At 70.7% G+C, this 18269-nt stretch carries 16 protein-coding genes and 1 pseudogene; 9 read left to right on the forward strand and 8 right to left on the reverse strand.

Annotated elements, in window-relative coordinates; genetic code table 11:
- Nucleotides 1–76 precede the first annotated feature (76 nt).
- From QF035_RS33995 to QF035_RS34010, 4 genes and pseudogenes are all read left to right on the forward strand, one after another.
- The gene (locus QF035_RS33995) at nt 77–532 is read left to right on the forward strand and encodes a VOC family protein (protein WP_307524357.1); all 456 of its coding nucleotides are present in this window, start codon (nt 77–79) and stop codon (nt 530–532) included.
- A gap of 24 nt (nt 533–556) precedes the next feature.
- Complete coding sequence (locus QF035_RS34000; RefSeq protein ID WP_373467004.1) at nt 557–1450, forward strand: pyridoxamine 5'-phosphate oxidase family protein; 894 nt, start codon at nt 557–559, stop codon at nt 1448–1450.
- 12 nt (nt 1451–1462) lie between these two features.
- Nucleotides 1463–1909 (forward strand): NUDIX hydrolase, encoded by a 447-nt coding sequence (locus QF035_RS34005; protein ID WP_307524361.1) that lies wholly within the window; start codon nt 1463–1465, stop codon nt 1907–1909.
- A 330-nt stretch (nt 1910–2239) separates the two neighbouring features.
- A pseudogene (locus QF035_RS34010) lies at nt 2240–3989 on the forward strand (TIGR03767 family metallophosphoesterase).
- 101 nt (nt 3990–4090) lie between these two features.
- On the opposite strand, the gene QF035_RS34015 reads toward QF035_RS34010, so the two are convergent.
- A complete protein-coding gene (locus QF035_RS34015; protein WP_307524362.1) occupies nt 4091–4735 on the reverse strand; it encodes a LuxR C-terminal-related transcriptional regulator in 645 nt (214 codons plus the stop codon).
- Entirely contained in the window at nt 4723–5892 is a 1170-nt protein-coding gene (locus tag QF035_RS34020) for a sensor histidine kinase (protein WP_307524363.1), read from the reverse strand. The genes QF035_RS34015 and QF035_RS34020 overlap by 13 nt, the downstream gene beginning before the upstream one ends.
- A gap of 318 nt (nt 5893–6210) precedes the next feature.
- Between QF035_RS34020 and QF035_RS34025 the strand changes: the two genes are divergently transcribed.
- Complete coding sequence (locus QF035_RS34025) at nt 6211–6411, forward strand: hypothetical protein (protein ID WP_143632200.1); 201 nt, start codon at nt 6211–6213, stop codon at nt 6409–6411.
- 144 nt (nt 6412–6555) lie between these two features.
- Complete coding sequence (locus QF035_RS34030; protein ID WP_307524364.1) at nt 6556–7737, forward strand: serine hydrolase domain-containing protein; 1182 nt, start codon at nt 6556–6558, stop codon at nt 7735–7737.
- Between the two features lie 103 nt (nt 7738–7840).
- Here QF035_RS34030 and QF035_RS34035 read toward each other — a convergent pair whose 3' ends face one another.
- Nucleotides 7841–8374: a DinB family protein gene (locus QF035_RS34035; protein ID WP_307524366.1), complete on the reverse strand. Its 534-nt coding sequence runs from the start codon at nt 8372–8374 to the stop codon at nt 7841–7843.
- Nucleotides 8375–8809: 435 nt separating this feature from the next.
- Between QF035_RS34035 and QF035_RS34040 the strand changes: the two genes are divergently transcribed.
- Together QF035_RS34040 and QF035_RS34045 are read left to right on the forward strand one after the other, a co-directional pair.
- Nucleotides 8810–9922, forward strand: coding sequence for an esterase/lipase family protein (locus QF035_RS34040; RefSeq protein WP_307524368.1), 1113 nt, complete (start codon nt 8810–8812; stop codon nt 9920–9922).
- 145 nt (nt 9923–10067) lie between these two features.
- Nucleotides 10068–10712 carry a CatB-related O-acetyltransferase gene (locus QF035_RS34045; protein WP_307524370.1) on the forward strand — a complete coding sequence of 215 codons (645 nt, stop codon included), beginning with the start codon at nt 10068–10070 and terminating at the stop codon, nt 10710–10712.
- Between the two features lie 65 nt (nt 10713–10777).
- On the opposite strand, the gene QF035_RS34050 is transcribed toward QF035_RS34045, so the two are convergent.
- On the reverse strand, nt 10778–11833 hold the full coding sequence (locus QF035_RS34050; protein ID WP_307524372.1) for a hypothetical protein: 1056 nt from the start codon (nt 11831–11833) through the stop codon (nt 10778–10780).
- A 265-nt stretch (nt 11834–12098) separates the two neighbouring features.
- A complete protein-coding gene (gene pepN, locus QF035_RS34055; RefSeq protein WP_307524374.1) occupies nt 12099–14681 on the reverse strand; it encodes an aminopeptidase N in 2583 nt (860 codons plus the stop codon).
- Nucleotides 14682–14874: 193 nt separating this feature from the next.
- Here pepN and QF035_RS34060 point away from each other — a divergent pair, with 193 nt between their 5' ends.
- Entirely contained in the window at nt 14875–15534 is a 660-nt protein-coding gene (locus QF035_RS34060) for a mycothiol-dependent nitroreductase Rv2466c family protein (RefSeq protein ID WP_307524377.1), read from the forward strand.
- 57 nt (nt 15535–15591) lie between these two features.
- Here the strand turns inward: QF035_RS34060 and QF035_RS34065 are convergent, their stop codons facing one another.
- The 3 genes from QF035_RS34065 to QF035_RS34075 form a co-directional block, all read right to left on the reverse strand.
- Nucleotides 15592–15819 (reverse strand): hypothetical protein, encoded by a 228-nt coding sequence (locus QF035_RS34065; protein ID WP_307524379.1) that lies wholly within the window; start codon nt 15817–15819, stop codon nt 15592–15594.
- A gap of 157 nt (nt 15820–15976) precedes the next feature.
- The gene (locus tag QF035_RS34070; protein ID WP_307524381.1) at nt 15977–16618 is read right to left on the reverse strand and encodes a superoxide dismutase; all 642 of its coding nucleotides are present in this window, start codon (nt 16616–16618) and stop codon (nt 15977–15979) included.
- Nucleotides 16619–16865: 247 nt separating this feature from the next.
- Nucleotides 16866–18263, reverse strand: coding sequence for an amino acid permease (locus QF035_RS34075; RefSeq protein WP_307524383.1), 1398 nt, complete (start codon nt 18261–18263; stop codon nt 16866–16868).
- Nucleotides 18264–18269: the final 6 nt, after the last annotated feature.

The following is an 18269-nucleotide window of genomic DNA, read 5'->3' on the forward strand; positions in this document are numbered from 1 at the left end:
TGACGTTCACCGATTCTAACTCCTAAAGTCATCTACAACGGTTAGTCCATGCCGGGCTCGACACAAGGGGAGTGCCATGTCGACGACCACCGCACCACGCATCGGCCACACCGGCCTGAATGTCACGGATCTCGACCGCTCGCTCGCCTTCTACCGGGACGTCCTCGGCTTCACGGTGATCGTCGAGGGCAAGGAGGAGGACCGGCGGTACGCGTTCCTCGGCGAGGACGGCCGCCCCGTACTCACGCTGTGGCAGCAGGCCGACCACGGATACGCGGCGACCGGCGCGGGGCTGCACCACCTGGCCCTGGAGGTCGACACGGTCGAGCAGGTCAGGGCGTACGAGACGGCACTGCGCGCCCAAGGCGTGGAGTTCGCCCACGAGGGCGTCGTGGCCCATCGGGAGGGCGCCGCGTCCGGGGGCATCTTCTTCCACGACCCGGACGGCACGCGCCTGGAGATCTCCATGGCCCACGGCGTGGAGGGGGCACCGGCCCCGTCGGGCGAGGCTCCGACCTGCGGTTTCTTCTAGCCCGGACCGATGGAGCTCGAACCGATGGAGGAGGACACCATGACCTACCACTCCGGCTCGCGTGCCGTGCAGGACCGGGTCGGCGTGCGTGACATGGCCGACCATGTCGGACGGTCGATCGGGGAGGGGCTGCGACCGGTGGCCGCCGCCTTCCTGGAACTCCAGCCGATGCTCGTGCTCGGCGCCGCCGACCCGGACACCGGCCGGGTCTGGGCCTCCCCGGTCACCGGCGAGCCCGGATTCGTACGGGCCACCGGACCGCGGCAGATCTCCGTCGCGCACGGCCCGCGCGCGGGCGACCCGCTCACCGCGGCGCTCGCCGTCGCCGGAACCCCGGTCGGCACCATCGCGCTCGACCCGCGCACCCGTCGCCGCATGCGGCTCAACGGCCGCTCCCGGCCCACACCCCGCGGTCTGGCGGTCGAGGCCGACCAGGTCTTCTCCAACTGCCCCAAGTACCTCCAGAAACGGGAGTCGTACGAGACGGTCGCGCGCACCCCGGGCGAACCGCTGCGCGGCAGCGAACTGGACGCGTCCCAGCGGGAGTTCGTCCGCGCCGCAGACACCTTCCTCCTCGCCACCGTGCACGGGGGCGGCGCGGACGCCAGCCACCGCGGCGGCAACCCCGGCTTCGTACACGTCACTTCGCCGACCGAGCTGAGCTGGCGCGACTACCCCGGCAACTCCATGTTCCTCACCCTCGGCAACCTCGCCGCCGACCCGCGCGCCGGACTCCTCTTCCTCGACTGGGAGACGGGCGCCGCGCTCCAGCTCTCCGGCACGGCCCGCACGGAGTTCGCCCCCGACGGCACACGCACCGTCCGCTTCACCGTCGAGGCCGTCGTGGACACGCCCGGGGCGAGCCCGCTGCGCTGGTCGCCGCCCGAATACTCACCGGCGAACCCGACCCTGCCGTAATAACGTCTGCGCATGCACAAGGAGTTGAGGGTGGCGGCCTACGCCGTATGCGTGCGGGACGATCGGATACTCCTCGCGCGCCTGGTGGAGAAGAACGGCACCAGGCCCTGGACGCTGCCCGGCGGCGGCATGGACCACGGCGAGGACCCGTACGACACCGTGATCCGGGAGGCCGAGGAGGAGACCGGGTACACGGTCGAGCCCCTCGCGCTGCTCGGCGTCGACTCCATCAGGCGCACCTATGCGCGCCGCCTCGGCCCCGCCGCCGACTTCCAGGGCCTGCGGATCGTCTACGAGGTCGGCGTCACCGGCGGGGAACTGCGCCACGAGACGGACGGCTCCACTGACCTGGCGGCCTGGCACCCTCTGGACGAGGTACCTGCCTTGGACCGGGTGGGGCTCGTCGACGTCGGCCTCACACTGTGGCGGGACCGACCGGCGGCGGGGCGCGCCCCGTAAGGGGCGCGAGGCTGAGCCGATAGGCGGCTCCGCCGCGTGGGCGCGACCAGCCGAAGCGGACCCGCAGATTCATGACCGCACCCCAGCGGAGCGTTCAGGTTCCGTACCCAGCCAGGTGAACTTGGAGTGACCGCCTCCTCTCGGTTCGAAGAGGGCTCGGTGGACGCGGAGGGTAACCAAGATCCACGTACGGTGATCGGCGCTGCCCGTTGCTGTCCAGTTAACGCGCAGGTCACCCCCGGTGCCAACGATCCAGTATGAGCGGGCAGTTCGCGTGAGCGAACCGCCCGCGACCACTGCTGACGCGTTCGGACCCGGGGAGATCGCGCCATGTCGCGCATACGCTCTGTCGCCACCGCCACTGTTCGTGACCGCCGCGCCTTCCTGGCCGCAACCGGGGCGGTGTCCCTCTCCGCGGGCATCGGCCTCGCGCTGCGTCCCGGTTCGGGCGAGGCCGCCGCGCACACCGCCTCGACCCAGGGGCAGCCCCTCGCGGTCTCCCGCCCTGCGCCGGCCGCGCCGCTGGCCCCGTACACCCGCGGCACCACCCTCTCGACGGTCGCGGTCCCGCGCGGCGGCTCCGGCTACCGGCGGCTCGGTGACGGGCCCGCCTGGTCGCGCGTCGTCCGCGGCGATCTGGCCGCGCCCAAGGCCGGCCGGGGCGAACGGCGCACCGCGCTCGCCGCGTTCGTGCAGTTCACCGACCTGCACCTGGTCGACGTACAGCAACGAGTACCTGCGCTCCCAGACCGCCAGCGCCTGGCGGCCCCAGGAAGCCCTGTCCGTGCCCGGCGCGGTCTCGCTCGTCGAGCGGGTCAACGCGCTGCGCGGCGCCCCGGTCACCGGCTCGCCGCTGCACTTCGTGATGACCACCGGCGACAACACCGACAACAACGCCAAGACGGAGCTGGACTGGTTCCTGAAGGTGATGAGCGGCGGCCGGATCACCCCCAACTCCGGTGACCCGAACCGCTACGAGGGCGTCCAGAACAGCGACCTCAAGCTGTACTGGCAGCCCGACGCGGCCCTGCGCGACGCCGACAAGCAGCTCGGCTTCCCGCGCATCGACGGCTTCCTCGCCGCCGCGATCCGCGAACTGCGCAGCCCCGGCCTCAACCTGCCCTGGTACTCCACGGTCGGCAACCACGACTCCCTGCCCGGCGGCTGCTACGCGCCCGGCGACTCCTTCTTCGCCGACTTCGCGGTCGGCGGCAGGAAGCTGATGACCCTCGACGAGTCGGAGGGCGTCGCCATCTGGAACAACGTCAAGAAGGGCGGCGACCCCAAGGGCGCGGCCTTCAAGGCGATGCTCAAGTCCCAGGCGCGGAGGATGCGTTCCGTCACCCCGGACGAGGGCCGCGCCCCCTTCACCCCCGCCGAGTACCTCCAGGCCCACCTCGACCCCGCGCACACCGGAGCGGGCCCCATCGGGCACGGCTACTCACAGGCGAACCTCGCCGCGAAGACGCAATACTACACCTTCCGCATCGCCGACGGCCTGCTCGGCGTCAGCCTCGACAGCACCGACCCGGGCGGCCACTACGAGGGTTCGCTCGGCACCGCCCAACTGCGGTGGCTGGAGCGCACGTTGAAGGCGGCCGAGAAGAACAAGGAACACGTCATCGTCTTCAGCCACCACACCAGCAAGTCGATGCGCAACCTCCGCGAGGACCCGGCCCACCCGGGCGAGCGGCGGCACGGCGGCGACGAGGTGCTCGCCCTCCTCGGCAAGTACCGCTCGGTGCTGGCCTGGGTGAACGGCCACAGCCACAAGAACAAGATCACCCCGCACTCCGCCCCGGACGGCCGCTCCTTCTGGGAGGTCTCCACCGCCTCCCACGTCGACTTCCCGCAGCTCGCCCGGGTGATCGAGATCGTCGACAACCACGACGGCACGGTCTCCCTGTTCACCACGCTCATCGAGTCCGGCGCCCCGCACGGCACGGACTTCGCCGACCTCACCCAGACGGGCCTCGCCGCCCTCTACCGAGAACTCTCCTTCAACGCCCCGGGCGCCCGAACGGACTTGAGCGGCGAGGCGGGAGACCGCAACACGGAACTGGTGCTGAAGAAGGGCTGAGGCCTTAGCGCCCCTTCGGGGGCGGCCCCTTCAGGGGCGCGGGGAACTGCGCGACAAGCCCCCACCGGCCCGCGCTCCACGAACAACCTCCTGCAAGCCACTCACGAGTTGTTCAAGTAAGCCAACACCGCAAGCACCCGCCGATGCCCACTGTCACTCGGCGGCAACCCCAACTTCAAAAACACATTCCCAATGTGCTTGCTGACAGACCGCTCGGTCACGACAAGAGCCTCGGCGATAGCCGAATTCCCGTGCCCTTCAGCCATCAGCTGAAGAACCTCCCGCTCACGAGGAGTGAGCGAATCGAGCGGCGAGTCCCGCCGCCGCACAAGCAGCTCGGACACCACCTCGGGGTCCAAGGCCGTACCGCCGGAGGCAACCCGCTCCAGCGCGTCCAGGAACTCGTCGACCCGCCCCACCCGGTCCTTGAGCAGATAACCGACCCCGCTCGCCCCACCGCCGAGCAACTCCGCGGCGTACGACTCCTCGACGTACTGCGAGAGCACGAGCACCGGCAGCCCGGGGATCTCCTTGCGGGCCGCGAGCGCCGCGCGCAGCCCCTCGTCGCGGAAGCCGGGCGGCATCCGGACGTCGAGCACGGCGACATCGGGGCGGTGTGAGAGCAGCGCGGGCAGCACCTCGGGCCCGCTGCCCGCGACGGCCACCACCTCGTGCCTGGAGGAGGTGAGCAGCAGGACCAGCCCCTCCCGCAACAGGGCGTTGTCCTCGGCGATCACCACACGCACGGCAGCTCCACTTCGATCACGGTCGGGCCCCCGGCGGGGCTGGTCAGCCGCAGGGTCCCGTCGAGCGCGGCGACGCGCCGCTGCATACCGAGCAGCCCGGAACCCCCGGCCTCGTCGGCACCGCCCCGGCCCCCGTCGCGTACGGTCACCCACAACCCCTTGCCGGTACGGACGAGGCCGACCTCGGCCCGCTCCGCGCCGCTGTGCTTGGCGGCGTTCGTCAGCGACTCGGCGACGACGAAGTACGCGGCGGCCTCGACCGCCGCCGGGGCCCGCGCCCCGTCCCGCTCGCTGTCGGCGTCCTCCAGGCCGTCCACGGTCACGGCCACGTCCAGGCCGCTGCTCGCGGCGAGCGCCCGGACCGCGCCGGCGAGACCGCGGTCGGTGAGGATCGGCGGGTGGATGCCCCGTACGACGTGCCGCAGCTCGGTCAGAGCCTCCTCGGCCTGGTCCTGGGCGTCGTCGAGGAGCCTGCGCGCGGCCTCGGGATCACGGTCGTACGCCCGCTTGGCCAGCCCGATCCGCATCGACAGCGAGACCAGCCGGGCCTGTGTGCCGTCGTGAAGGTCCCGCTCGATGCGCCGCAGCTCGGCGCCGTGCGCGGCGATCGCGCCGGCCCGGGTCTCGGTCAGCTCCTCGACCCGCACGGCGAGCTCCGCCTTGGGGGAGGGCTTGAGCAGGGCGGTCGACCACTTGGCGTCGAGGTCCGCGAGCCGGCCGATCAACGGCAGCACGACGGCCTCGCGGCGCAGCAACCCGCACCACACACCGTCGACGAGCAGTCCCAGCGGCCACAGCGGGATCGCCAGATACGGCAGGCAGCCGTAGGCGTAATAGGCGACCATCCAGCGCAGATCGGTGAAGGTGCCCGGATCCCGCACGACCGTACGCACCCGCTCGCGCACCGTGCCCTCGACGGGCTGGTAGGCCTCGGGGATCTCCTGGCCCGTCCACGCGGCCACCATGCGCCGCTTGGCCCCGGCGATCCGGCGCACCAGCAGCACGGTCTCGGGCAACAGCCCGATGGCGACCACGCTGACCGCGCCGATGGCCCCGATCAGCAGGACCGTGATGAAGAGGTACGAGCCGAAGGACAGCACGGCGGCAGGCGCGAGCCGGCGTGTGGCCCGCGCGGCCTCCCGGACTGTCTTCCGCATGGCGATCAGAGTAGGCGAACGGGCGCACATGCGGACGCGTGGCCACCTTCCTTTGATCAGCGGACACCTTCCCTTGACCTGCGGGCACCTCGCCGCTGACCTGCGGCGGCCTCCCTGCCGGCCTGCGGGCGCCTCCCCGCGACGAGCCCCTGCCTCTCCGTCACGGCCGACGGCCGGCCCGCCCGTGGTGTAGCCCGCTACACCTCCGGTTCGGGAGGGCACTCCCTCGTGGCGGGCGGCGGATCCCGGGATCGTTGATCTCAGTTGATCCCAGTCGATCGCGGGAGTTCCCAGCTCCCCACCCGGAAGGAAACTCCCATGAAGGCGCTGCTCTCCTCGAAGCCGGTCCTGTGGTTCCTGTTCCTGTTCAACCTCGTCGTCGCCGCGGCCGCGCCCTTCGTCGTGGACGGCTCGCAGGGCGTGCTGACCGCCGTCGGCATGGGCGTCGTCTCTCTCGGGGCGGGCCTGAGCCTCCTCAAGGGCCGCGGGCAGGGGCAGGGGCAGGGCCAGCAGGCCTGAGCCATGCAGGCAGGCGGGCCGAGCTGTTCCAGAAGGGCCGAAACCCGCTCAACCGCCGCAGTCGCAGGCAACCCGTACGACATGCCACCGGGTCCCTCCCGTCGGTGCACCACGACGGACACGACGGATGGGACACGACGACACATGACTGCATCCCGCACGCTGCGCCTCGGACTGACGAGCGCGGCCGCACTGGTCGCGGCCTCGCTCACGGCTCCGGTGGCCATGGCCGCCCCGGCCTCCTCCTCGGCCTCGTCCCCGTCCCCGGCCCCGCTCGGAGACCACGCCGCGACCCAGCGGGCGATGGACGCCGCCGTGCAGGACGGCGTCCCCGGTGTGGCCGGGCAGGCGAAGGACAAGTACGGGACCTGGAAGGGCACTTCGGGCATCGGCAACCTCAAGACGAAGCAGCCGCGCTCCGCCCACGACCGCTACCGCGTCGGCAGCATCACCAAGACGTTCGTGTCGACGGTGCTGCTCCAACTGGAGGCGGAGGGACGGTTCTCGCTCGACGACAAGGTGGAGAAGTGGTTGCCGGGCGTGGTCCGCGGCAACGGCCACGACGGCAGCCGGATCACGCTCCGCCAGCTCCTGAACCACACCAGCGGGATCTTCAACTACACCGACGACGAGGACTTCGGCCGGACCTACTTCCTGAAGGACGGCTTCTTCGAGCACCGCTTCGACCGGCTGTCGCCCGCGCAGCTCGTGAAGGTCGCCACGGCCCACAAGCCGGACTTCGAGCCGGGCACCTCCTGGAACTACTCCAACACCAACTACGTACTCGCCGGAATGGTGATCGAGAAGGCCACGGGCCACACGTACGGGGACGAGGTCGGGCAGCGCATCATCGAGCCGCTCGGCCTGCGCGCCACCACGGTCCCCGGCACGAACCCGCACGTGCCCCGGCCCAGCAGCCGGGCCTACGGCAAGCTCGCCGAGACGGCGACCGGCCCGACCTACGACGTCACGGAGCTCAACCCCTCCCTCGCCTCCGCGGCGGGCGAGATGATCTCCGACTCGGGCGACCTCAACCGCTTCTACTCGGCGCTGCTGCGAGGCAAGCTGCTGCCGAAGAAGCAGCTCACCGAGATGAAGACCACCATCAAGGTCGACGCGATTCCGAACGCCGGCTACGGCCTCGGTCTCATGGAACGCAAACTGAGCTGCGGCGTCGTCGTCTGGGGCCACGGCGGCGGCATCCACGGCTCGAACTCGGAGGCCGTCACGACGGCGGACGGCCGCCACTCCCTCGCCTTCAACTTCAACGGCGACTGGTCGGGGGACAGCGACGCGGTGATCGAGGCGGAGTTCTGCGCCGAGTAACCGCCCCGACGGACGGTGGGCCGGGTGAGCGCGCACAGGGCCGCTTGCCCGTTCCCGGGAACCGCTCAGGACCCGGCACAGCCGAAAGTCCTCGGGCTCGCGCTCAGGCTCCGGACGCGGCCCGCAGCAGGCGGAGCTGCCCGATCTCGGCGGCGTTCTTCATGAGCTCGGAGTTCACCCAGCCGGCCATGTGGGCGACGGTGTGCTCCGGATCGTTCTGCCACGGGAACGGAGCGACGGCGTCCAACTCGGCGTCCGTGAACCGCTCCAGCACCGCCAGCCACTCCTCACGCAGTCCGCGCAGCCACGCGACGGCGGCCTTCCCTTCCCCCGGCCACACGATCTCGGTCCGCTCCCGCGGCACCCGCCCCCGGGCGTGATCGACGGCCACACTCCACCACCACCCGATGTGCCAGCTCACCCACCCGATGGTGGGAACCGGAATCGGGTCGGGCTCGGCATCCGCCCAGTCCGCCACCCACCGCCCATCACCATCACCATCCGGACGCACCGTCCAGCAGAGCGGCCCGGGCTCCCACAGGAAGTCCTCGTCCTCCAGCCGCTCCAGGTGGTACTCGAACAACGACCACGTCAGCTCGAACTGCCAGCGCAACAGCTCACAACGGGAAACAGTCACCGGGCGACCCTGACATGCCGTCGCTCCTGCCGGGAAACGGTTATCCGAGGGCGTACGCAGACCGCCCCGGACGATCCGGCGCAATCGTGCAGGCTGCGAACTATCCTGCTGCGCACGTGGATTGAGAGCTCGGGGGAAGCGTGGCAGCGAAGTCATCCGCGCAATGGGTGCCGCCTGCGCGCCCTGCGCGACCGGCGTCATCCGTACCGACGGGACCGGGCCATCGCGACGCGGTCCTCGTCCTGCCCGGGATCATGGGCAGCGAGCTGGTGGAGAGCGCGACCGGCCGTGTCCTGTGGGGCGGTTCGGACCTCCGTCGGTACGGCAGTGCCTGGGCGTTTGGCGGCTCGCTCTCGGCCCTCCACGTGACGGACGAGGAACGCGCGGGCGTGACCGGGCGCATCCGCGCGACCCGGCTGCTCCGCTTCCCCGCCCGTGCTGCGGGGCTTCGAGCCGTACACCAAGCTCCTGGCGGGCACCCGGCGCGTGGCGGCCCACCCCGACGCGGTACGGGAGTTCGCGTACGACTGGCGCCTGTCGACCGAGCGCGCGGCCGCCCGTCTGGCGGAGGCGGCGGACGACCACCTGCGGGCCTGGCGTGCCCACCCGCACGGCAGCCGGGACGCCCGGCTCACCCTCGTGGCCCACTCCATGGGCGGCCTGGTCGCCCGCTTCTTCATGACCGCGCTGGGCGGGGTCCGTGACGTCCGCACCCTGATCACCTTGGGCACGCCCTTCCACGGCTCGGTCCAGGCCGCGGGCCTGCTCGGCTCGGGCAGCGGCACCCCGCTGCCGCTGCCCCGCCGCCGGCTGCGTGCCCTGGCCCGCACCCTGCCCGGTCTGTACGAGCTGCTGCCCGGCTACCGCTGTGTGGAGGACCCCACCGGTGACTTCCGCCGCCTCACTCCGGCCGACGTCGAATCCCTCGGCGGAGACCGGGAGCTGGCCCAGCAGTCGCTCGACCGCAGGGAGAAGCTGAACGAGTCGGATGCCGGCACCCTCCCCCAACTGCGCGCGGTGGTCGGTGTCGGCCAGCGCACCCCACAGAGCCTGACCCTCGCGGACGGCACGGCGGAACTGCGCGAGTACGTCCCGGACGGCGACACCCGGCTCGACCGCCGCGGCGACGGAACGGTGTACCGGGAGGCGGCGACACCGGCCGGTCGCACCCCTTCTACCTCCCCCCAGAGCCATGGCGCCCTCGCCCGCAGCGAGGAGGCGGTCGCGTTCACCGGCTCGGTCCTGACCGAACGCCCACTGGGCCCGCCCCTCGGCGCGACCGAACTGGGCCTGTACGTACCGGATGTGGCGACGGCACGTGAACCCTGCCCGGTCGAGGTCGACCTGGTGGACAACCCGGTCGCCGTCGAACTCCAGGTCATCGACGTCTCCGAGAACCTGGAGATCGACCGCCCGCGCCTGTCCCGCCGCGACGGCCGCCTGCGCGCCGACGTACGGCTCCCGTGGCCGGGCCTGTTCCGCGTCGAGGCGAAGTGCGGCGGCTTCTCGGCTGTGAGCCAACTCGTCCTGGCGGTCGCCGGTGACTGAGTTCAGGGGACCGCACTCGCGCCACCCCGGCGCCTCGCGTCGCCCCGGCCGGTAATTCGATGTCCGGGCGGGCCCCGCAGCGGGATCATGAAGGCTCGGGCCCAACCGCCCGCCCGCACCCCCGACGCCCAAGGAGCCGCTCGACATGCCAGTGCCCGCCGACCCCACGGTGCTCCATCCCATGCCCGAGCAGCCGCGGGTGGTGCTGCTCAGGCCGTTGGTGAAGTCCCCGCTGATCGAGGTGGGGGAGTACTCCTACTACGACGACCCGGACGACCCGACCGCGTTCGAGACGCGCAACGTCCTCTACCACTACGGGCCGGAGAAGCTGGTCATCGGGAAGTTCTGCGCGCTGGGCACGGGGGCGCGGTTCATCATGAACGGCGCCAACCACCGGATGGACGGCCCCTCGACGTTCCCGTTCCCCACCATGGGCGGTTCCTGGGCCGAGCACTTCGACCTGCTCACCGGTCTGCCGAACAGGGGTGACACGGTCGTCGGCAACGACGTCTGGTTCGGTCACGGCACGACGGTGATGCCCGGGGTACGGATCGGACACGGCGCGATCATCGGCGCCGGCGCCGTGGTCACCACGGACGTGCCCGACTACGGCATCGTCGGCGGCAACCCGGCCCGGCTCATCCGCACCCGCTTCAGCGACGACGAGATCGACCGGCTCCTCGCGGTGGCCTGGTGGGACTGGCCCGCGGAGCACATCACCGGGCACGTACGGACGATCATGTCGGGGAACATCGCCGAGCTGGAGGCCGCCGCCCCGGACCGCGCGTGAAGGGGCGGACCCGGTCTCCCGGGACCCGCCCCTTCACTCCCCTCCGGGATGCCCCCGGTCCGTCACTAACGGGGAAGCACCACTACATACGCGGCCGGGTCGCGGTCCGCTGAAGCCATCAGGGCCGTACGTACGACCGTTGCCTGCTGTTCCATCGAGTCCCGCAGCTTCTTCGGGGTGATGTGGACGACCGTGATGCCGAGCCGCTCCAGGTGCTCGCGCTTGCGGGCGTACTCGGACCACATGGCGTCGTCCTGCCGATGGCCTTGGCGAGGGGCGCGCGTGTCGAGTTCGAGGGCGACGGCGTGGTCGGGCCAGTACGCGTCGAGGCCGCCCAGGTGCGGGCCGCCGGGAAGGCGGAGGTCCACGTTCCAGACCGGGTCCGGCAGACCGTGCTCGTGGACCATGCGGTAGAGGCGGTCCTCCGCGATGGCCCGCCCCTCGGCGAGCAGCGAGTCGACGGCGTCCACGACATGCGGGCGGCTCAACAGCCGCGCCTGCGTCAACTCCTTGACCACGGCGGCCGGTTCACAGTGCCCGCCGCGTACGGCCTCGGTGAGCAGCCGGCGTACGACACCCGCGTCCGCGAGGTCGGCGACCGCGTCGGCCAGGGCACGCGGAACCGGGGCCACCGGGATGCCGGTGATCTGCTCGGGCTCCGGCATGCCCGGCGTACGGACGATGCGGACGCAGCCCGTAGAACGCAGCCGGCGCAGACGCGGGACGAGAACGTCGATGCGGTCCAGCGAGAGAAGCGGGGGCGCCGACGAGAAGCGGTGCAGGGCCAGCGCCGCCAGGCCGGTGATCATCGCGTCGGCGTACCGCTGCGGGGCGTGCGGCTCGCCCGCGCCGGGCTGGGCGGGGACCGCCGGTTCGGCGGCGGGGGAGCGGGCCGCGTACAGGAGAACCGCACGCAGCCGCTCCTCGCTGGTGGCCGGGCCCGGACGGAGCAGGTACACGCCCGGCAGAAGCTGCTGCCAGGTGCCGCCGGGCCTGCACTGCGCGTTGATGTCGGCGGAGCTCACACCCTGCGAGCGCAACTGGGCGGTGGTCAGGACACGGAGCTGAACGTCGGACAGGTGGCGGAGGGGCCGGGGGGAGAGCGGGGTGTTGTGGTTCATGACCCGAGGATTTCCCGTCCGTGATCCCCCTGCTAACCGCTGTTACACGTCCGTCGACAAAACCGGACAAGCTCGCCCTAAAGTGCAAGCGTTCGACTGCCGAAACCCCCTGGTCCGTACGGGGGTCACGGCACCGATTGCCCGCATTCCGTAACTGTTATGGACGGGACGAAAGTCAACACGCCGAGCCGCTGGCCCCGTTAGGGGCGCGGGGAACCGCGCGGCCAGCCCCCACCCACCCGCACGAGACCACGAACCGCACCCTTCATTCGCCGACGGCACCCGCACTGTCACACGCCTGCCCCCACAGGGCCCGCCCCAGATCATCCCGAGCCTCCAACACCAGCCTCCTCAACGCGGGCGCAGCCGCCCCATGGTCGGCAAGCCACGCATCCGCCGCCTCCAAGGTCCCCCGAGAATCCTGCAGCGAAGGGAACAACCCCTTCACCACATCCATCCCGATCTGGATCGACCGCTCACCCCACACCCGCTCGATCACCTCGAAGTACTTCGACGCGTACGGAGCGGTCAGCTCCCGGTGCGACGACTGGGCGAAGCCCGCGATCGTCGCCTCGACCAGCGCGTTGGACAGCGAGTCCGACTCGACGACGGACGCCCATGCCTGGGCCTTGACCGCGGCGGAGGGCCGCGCCGCCAGGCACCGCACCTGATGCCGCTTGCCCGACGCCGTGTCGTCCCGTGCCAGCTCGGCCGCGATGACACCCTCGTCCGCGACCCCGTGCGCGGCGAGCGGCTCCAGGAACGCCCAGCGCAGCTCCTGGTCCACCTCAAGACCGTCGATCTTCGCCGTGCCCTCCAACAGGCCCTGGAGCAACTGGAGATCGGCCTCGCCCGACGCGACCGCCGCGAAGAACCGCGCCCACGTGAGCTGGTGCTGGCTGCCCGGCTCGGTCAGCCGCAGCTCGCGCAGCGCGCCCTCGGCCAGCAGCCGTCCGCCCTCGCCGCGCCACCCGGGCGCCGCGTAGTGGGTGAGCGCGGAGTTCGCCCACGCATGCAGCATCTGCAGCACACCGATGTCGGTCTCGCGGCCCGCGAAGCGCAGGACCAGGTCGATGAAGTCCCGGGCGGGCATGAGGGCGTCGCGGGTCAGGTTCCACAGCGCCGACCAGCACAGGGCGCGGGCCAGCGGGTCGGTGATGTCGCCGAGCCCGTCCCGCAGGGCCGCCAACGAGCCCTCGTCGAACCGGATCTTGCAGTACGTCAGGTCGTCGTCGTTCACGAGCACCAGGTCGGGAGCCTCCGTGCCCACCAGTTCCCCGACGACCGTGCGCGGACCCTCGACGTCGACCTCGGCGCGCGCGTACCGCTCCACCGCCCCTTCGGGCGAGCGTCGGTACAGGCCCACCGCCACCCGGTGCGGCCGCAGCTCGGGATGCGACTCGGCCGCCTCCTGGAGGATCGCCAGCTCGGTGACGCGCCCCTCCGCGCTCAGAATCACCTGCGGAGTAAGGGAGTTGACCCCGGCGGTCTGCAGCCAGGACCGCGACCAGGTGGCCATGTCGCGCCCGCTGGTCTCCTCCAGGACCGACAGCAGATCACCGAGCTGCGTGTTCCCGTACGCGTGCCGCTTGAAGTAGCGGCGGGCGCCCTCCAGGAACGCGTCCCGGCCGACGTAGGCGACCAACTGCTTGAGGACGGAAGCGCCCTTGGCGTACGTGATCCCGTCGAAGTTGAGCTTGGCGTCCTCCAGGTCACGGATGTCGGCCGTGATCGGGTGTGTGGAGGGAAGCTGGTCGGCGCGGTACGCCCAGGACTTGCGGTTGTTGGCGAAGGTGATCCAGCCGTTCGTGAAGCGGGTTGCCTCGACCATCGAGAACGAGCCCATGAAGTCCGCGAAGGACTCCTTCAGCCACAGGTCGTCCCACCACACCATGGTCACCAGGTCGCCGAACCACATGTGGGCCATCTCGTGCAGGATCACGTTCGCCCGGCGCTCGTACGACGCCTGCGTCACCCTGCCGCGGAAGATGAACTCCTCGCGGAAGGTGACGAGCCCCGGGTTCTCCATCGCGCCGAGGTTGTACTCCGGCACGAACGCCTGGTCGTACTTCCCGAACGGGTACGGGTAGTCGAAGTTGTCGTGGAAGAAGTCGAGCCCCTGCTTGGTGACGAGGAAGACGTCGTCCGAGTCGAAGTGCCGGGCTAGGCCCTTGCGGCACATCGCGCCGAGCGGGATCTCCAGACGCGTACCGTCGTCGAGCACCCGCTCGTAGGAGTCCGTCACATAGTGGTACGGGCCCGCGACGAACGCCGTGATGTACGTCGAGATGGGCTTGGTCTCAGCGAACTTCCATACCCCGTCGGCCAGTTCACCGACACCGTTGCTCCACACGACCCAGCCCTCGGGAGCCCGCACCTCGAACCGGAAGGGCGCCTTGAGGTCCGGCTGCTCGAAGTTCGCGAAGACCCGGCGGGAGTCGGCCGGCTCGTACTGCGTGTAGAGGTAGACCTCGCCGTCCTCCGGGTCGACGAAGCGGTGCATGCCCTCGCCGGTGCGGCTGTAGGCGCACTGGGCGTCGACGACGAGTTCGTTGTCCTCGGCGAGGTCCTCAAGGAGGATGCGCGAGCCGTCGAAGACCGCGCCCGGGTCGAGGTCCCTGCCGTTCAGCGAGACGGCGGTGACGCTCGGGGCGATCAGGTCCGCGAAGGTCGTGGCACCCGGCTCGACGCTGCGGAAGCGGATCGTCGTCACCGAGCGGAAGGTGCGCGGCCCGGCGTCCGTCCCACCCACCGCGGAGCGCAGGTCCAGGGACACCTCGTACCCCTCGACGGACAGCAGTGCGGCCCGCTCGCGGGCCTCGTCGCGGGACAGATTCTCACCGGGCACGGGCGGCACTCCCTCGTGGCGTAATGGATACGTGTCGGGTACGCGTCTGGGTACGCGTGAACAGCACCGATCCTGCCATGTGCCCCTGACCCCGGACACCCGGGAATGGCACAGGTGACCGGTTGCGTTGGGGCTGAAGGACACGACTGAGGACCCCCTGAGACCCGTACCGAGATCCGTACCGAGGAGAAGCATGTCCGAGCAGACCGCGCAGACCGCCGGCAAGACCCCCGTCGACTTCTGGTTCGACCCTCTCTGCCCCTGGGCGTGGATGACCTCGCGATGGGTCCTGGAGGTGGAGAAGGTCCGGGACATCGAGGTCCGCTGGCATCTGATGAGCCTCGCGGTACTGAACGAGCCCAAGCTGGACGAACTGCCCGAGGAGTACCGCGAGCTGCTCAGCACGAAGGCGTGGGGCCCCGTCCGCGTCGTCATCGCGGCCCAGGAGGAGCACGGCGCCGAGGTGCTCGGAGACCTCTACACCGCGCTCGGCACCCGCATCCACAACCAGGGTGAGGGCCCCGGCAAGGAGGTCGTCGCCGCCGCGCTGAAGGACGTCGGCCTGCCCGAGTCCCTTCTGGACCACTGGGACGACACCCCGTACGAGCCCCAGCTGCGCGCCTCCCACAAGGAGGGCATAGACAAGGTCGGCCAGGAGGTCGGCACCCCCGTGATCGCGGTCCCCGGCTCGGACGGCGGGCAGATCGCCTTCTTCGGCCCGGTCGTCACCCCGGCCCCCAAGGGCGACGAGGCCGGAAAGCTGTGGGACGGCACGCTGATGGTCGCCTCGATCCCGGGCTTCTACGAGATCAAGCGGACGCGGACCAAGGGCCCGGACTTCAGCAACCTCTGACCTGACCGGTACCCGGGGAGCCGGCAGCGGCGGGCTCGGCTCAGCTCTCGCCTCGGCTCAGCTCGGTTCGGGCAGGCGCAGAGGCTCCCTGAACGGCTTCTCTTTGAAGTACGTCCGCAGGTTGCGGCACTGCTTGCCCTCGTCGTTCAGGGGCGCCATGCACACCATGAACCCGTCCACGTTCTTCTCGCCCGTCTCCTTCATGAGCCAGGCCGCCTCCTGGGTTTCCAGGAAGCGGTGCTCTTCCTCAAGGCTCTTGCAGGTGAAGCAGCTTCGCTTGCGCATCCGGTAACCATCACCCGGAGCCCCCCGTACCGGAAGACCCCCGCGAGTCACGTCCTCGCGGGGGTCTTCCCTCTTTCCGCCTGCCCGCGAACGGTGAGAAGACGATCACGAGGCAGGGCGCTTCGGGCCGCCCCCCCGGGGGGCGGGTGAGGCAGGCTCAGGGGGCGAGCAGCAACACGTCCGCGCGGGACTTGGCGGCCTCGTAACGACGTGCCACGTCCTGCCAGTTGACGACCTGCCACATGGCGTCGATGAAGTCGACCTTCTGGTTCCTGTACTGGAGGTAGAAGGCGTGCTCCCAGGCGTCGAAGACCAGGATCGGCACCGAGCCCTGGCCGACGTTGCCCTGGTGGTCGTAGATCTGCTCGACGATCAGGCGCCCGCTGAGCGGCTCGTAGGCGAGTACGCCCCAGCCGGAGCCCTGGGTCGTCGCGGAGGCCTTGGTCAGCTGGGCCTTGAACGCGCCGAACGAACCGAACGACTCGGTGATCGCGTCGGCGAGCTCGCCCACACCGTCCGAGGCGAGGGGCTCACCGCCGCCCTCGCCCGTCATGTTGTGCCAGTAGATGCTGTGCAGGATGTGCCCGGAGAGGTGGAAGGCGAGGTTCTTCTCCAGCCCGTTGATCGAACCCCACGACTCCTTGTCCCGCGCCTCGGCGAGCTGGTCCAGGGTGTCGTTCGCCCCCTTCACGTACGCCGCGTGGTGCTTGTCGTGGTGCAGCTCGATGATCTCGGGGCTGATCACGGGGGCGAGCGCGGAGTAGTCGTACGGCAGCTCGGGAAGTGTGTAGACGGCCATGCCAGGTCCTCTCCGACCTCTTGTTGCAAGCTACTTGCAAGTGCACGCTAGCAGCAAGAGAGTGTGGGGGTGTGCGAGGGCACGCAAAAGGGCCCTCTCGCGAGGGCCCTCCGGTTGTTGCGTGGTCTTGCGGGTGCGGGTGCGGGTGCGGGTGCGTTGTGGCTGGTCGCGCCCACGCGGCGGAGCCGCAAATCGACACAGCCCCGCGCCCCTGAACGGGCTGCGCCCGTAACGGGTCGCGGCCCGCTCAGTCGCGTGCCCGCTGCCAGGCGTAGCCCGTCGCCGCCAGTGCCAGCGTCATCGCGCCCGTCGAGTACAGCTGGACCCGCGTGTCCGGTTCCCGGGCCATCAGGATGAAGATGGCGAGCATGCCCCCGAGGGCCACCCAGGTCAGGGCAGGGAAAGCCCACATGCGCACGGCCAGCTTCTCCGGGGCCTCGCGTTCCAGGGTGCGGCGGAGCCGGAGCTGGGAGACCGCGATGAAGATCCAGACGACCAGGATCACCGCGCCGATCATGTTCAGCAGCCAGGGGAAGACGTCGTCGGGGCGCCAGTAGCTCAGCAGGACGCAGGCGAAGCCGAAGACGGAGGAGGCGAGGACGGCGGTCCGCGGGACGCCTCCCGAGACCCGGCCGAGGGCCTTCGGTCCCTGCCCCCGCCGCACCAGCGAGTACGCGATGCGCGAGGAACCGTAGATGTTGGCGTTCATCGCCGAGAGCAGGGCGACCAGCACGACCACGTTCATGAGCCGGCCCGCGCCCGGGATGCCCAGGTGGTCGAGGGCGGCGACGTACGGGCCCTTCTCGACGACCGCCTTCGAGTCCCACGGGACGAGCGTGACGATGACCGCCATCGAGCCGATGTAGAAGAGCGCGATGCGCCACATCGCGGTGCGCACGGCGCTCGCGACACCCCGCACCGGGTCCTGCGACTCGGCCGCCGCGATGGTGACGGTCTCCAGACCGCCGTACGCGAAGACGGAGGCGAGCAGACCGATGACGAGCCCCTCGCTGCCGTTGGGCAGGAAGCCTCCCTCGCCGGTGAGGTTCGTGAGGCCGGGGGAGTCCGTGCCCGGCAGGACACCGGCGATCGCCAGCACACCGAGCACCAGGAACAGCGTGATCGCGCCCACCTTCAGCGCGGCGAACCAGAACTCGAACTCGCCGAAGTTCTTCACGGCGGCCAGGTTCGCGGCACAGAAGACGACCATGAAGAGGGCCACCCAGGCCCACTCCGGCGTGCCGGGCAGCCAGCCCGTCACGATCTTCGCGGCGCCGATGCCCTCCAGGCCGACGGCCGTGCAGAGCAGTACCCAGAACGACCAGCCGGCGGTGAACCCCGCCCACGGCCCCATCGCCCGCTCGGCGTGCGCCGAGAAGGAACCGGACGACGGATACGCGGCCGACATCTCGCCGAGCATCCGCATCACCAGCATGACGAGCAGACCGGAGACGGCATACGCGACGACGATCGACGGGCCGGCGGCCGCGATGCCGGCACCGGAGCCGACGAACAGGCCCGCGCCGATCACCCCGCCGAGGGCGATCATCGACAGATGGCGCTGCTTGAGGCCGTGCGAGAGAGAGACGTCCGCGTCGGAGGTGCCGGGAGTGCCGGGCGCGGGGTCGTGGGTGGTACGGGACATGGGTGC

Origin of the sequence: Streptomyces umbrinus (assembly GCF_030817415.1) — a bacterium.
GTDB lineage: Bacteria > Actinomycetota > Actinomycetes > Streptomycetales > Streptomycetaceae > Streptomyces > Streptomyces umbrinus_A.